Below are 2,085 nucleotides of genomic sequence, written 5' to 3'. Positions count from 1 at the left end.
GACCGGTCCGACCTCACCGCCTTCGTCACCTTCTCCTCCGCGGCTGGTGTGTTCGGCAATCCGGGTCAGGGGAGTTATGCGGCGGCGAATGCCTTCCTGGATGCTCTTGCGGTCCATCGCCGTGCCCAGGGCCTGCCTGCGCAGTCTCTTGCCTGGGGCCTGTGGGCCGACGAGGCCGCGGGCATGGCGGGCGAGCTGAGCGAGGCCGACCTGCAGCGCATGGCCCGTACCGGCGTCACGGCACTCACCGCGGACGAAGGCCTGGCCCTCTTCGACACCGCCACCACCCTCCCCAGCCCCGCCCTCATCCCCATCCACCTCGATCTCGAGGTGTTCGCCGCGCATGCGCACAGCGAGGGCGGCGACGACATACCGGAGCTGTTCCGAGGACTCATCCGCCGACGGGCACGCCGGGTCGCCACCGCGGGGTCGGGCACCGGCGGTAGCGGCGGCGCGGGCTCGGCCGCCGCGGCGGAAGCGCTCAAGGCGAGGCTGGCCGGCCTGTTGCCGGAGCAGCGCGAGGACGTGCTGCTCGGGATCGTCCGTACCCATGTGGCGGCGACGCTCGGGCACGACAGCCCGGACGCCATCGAACCCGGCAGCGCCTTCGGTGACCTTGGCTTCGACTCGCTCAGCGCCGTCGAGTTCCGTAACGCCGTCAACGCGGAGACTGGACTCCGTCTGCCACCGACTCTGGTCTTCGACTACCCGAGCGTGCAGGCGCTCGCGGTCCATTTGCTGGAGCACCTGGGTCCGGACGGCGCGGGTACGGACGGCGGCGAGGACGAGCAGGTCCGCAAGGTGCTGCTGAGCATTCCGCTCACCAGGCTGCGTGACGCGGGTCTGTTGCAGAACCTGCTCGAACTCGGCGGGGTGACAGACACCGGCCTGCTCGGTGAGGTACCGCACGTCGGCGGAGAGACGGAGGGCGAGGACTCCATCGACGATCTTGACACCGAGAGTCTCATCAGCATGGCGCTCGACGGCATCAACGCTGCCGCCACAGGGGAAGCAGGAGATCTGTAATGGCCGGCTCCAGCGAAAACGAAAAGCTCGTAGCAGCGCTCCGGACCTCGCTGAAGGAGACCGAGCGGCTGCGCGCGCAGCACCGTAAGCTGACCGCCGAACTGCGCGAGCCCATCGCGATTGTCGGGATGAGCTGCCGTTATCCGGGGGGTGTGGAGAGCCCGGAGGATCTGTGGGGGTTGGTCGCGGGTGGCGTGGACGCGATCTCCGAGTTCCCGGCTGACCGGGGCTGGAACGTGGAGGAGCTGTACGACCCGGAGTCCGCGCGCCCCAACACCAGCTATGTGAACCAGGGCGGATTCCTGCACGATGCGGCGGAGTTCGACGCCGCGCTGTTCGGCATCAGCCCCAACGAGGCGCGCCTCATGGATCCGCAGCAGCGGCTGCTGCTGGAGGCGTCGTGGGAGGCGATCGAGCGGGCCGGTATCGACCCCACAGCGCTGAAGGGCAGCAGGACCGGTGTGTTCGCCGGGATGATGTACCACGACTACGCCGCCAACGCGAACACCGGTTCCATCGCCTCCGGCCGCGTCTCGTACGTACTCGGCCTGGAGGGGCCCTCGACGACGGTGGACACGGCCTGCTCGTCATCGCTGGTGGCGCTGCACTGGGCGATTCAGGCGCTGCGATCGGCGGAGTGCAACCTCGCTCTTGTGGGCGGCGTGTGTGTGATGGCTACGCCGGAGACGTTCGTCGAGTTCAGTCGGCAGCGCGGGCTGTCGCACAGTGGGCGCTGCAAGTCCTTCGCGGCAGGTGCGGACGGCACGGCCTGGGCCGAAGGTGTGGGTGTACTGCTGGTGGAGCGGCTGTCGGATGCGCGCCGCAACGGCCACCCGGTCCTGGCTGTCGTACGGGGCTCCGCCGTGAACCAGGACGGTGCGAGCAATGGCCTCACGGCCCCGAACGGGCCGTCACAACAGCGCGCCATCCGCCAGGCCTTGGCGAACGCACGCCTTTCCGTCGCGGATGTGGATGCGGTCGAGGCGCATGGTACGGGTACGACGCTGGGTGATCCGATCGAGGCGCAGGCGTTGTTGGCGACGTATGGGCAGGGGCGTG

At 69.1% G+C, this 2,085-nt stretch carries 2 protein-coding genes; both read left to right on the top strand.

The features are described from left to right. On the top strand, nt 1–1,026 hold a 1,026-nt coding region (locus tag ABZW18_RS34635; RefSeq protein WP_356195468.1), incomplete at its 5' end, for a beta-ketoacyl reductase. Next, on the top strand, nt 1,026–2,085 hold a 1,060-nt coding region (locus tag ABZW18_RS34630), incomplete at its 3' end, for a beta-ketoacyl synthase N-terminal-like domain-containing protein (protein WP_356195465.1). The genes ABZW18_RS34635 and ABZW18_RS34630, both read left to right, overlap by 1 nt.

The sequence above is a fragment of the Streptomyces sp. NPDC004647 genome (assembly GCF_040609575.1).
Classification (GTDB): Bacteria; Actinomycetota; Actinomycetes; order Streptomycetales; family Streptomycetaceae; genus Streptomyces.
The sequence above is the reverse complement of the archived record's forward strand: the minus strand, read 5'-3'. Positions and strand labels throughout refer to the sequence as shown.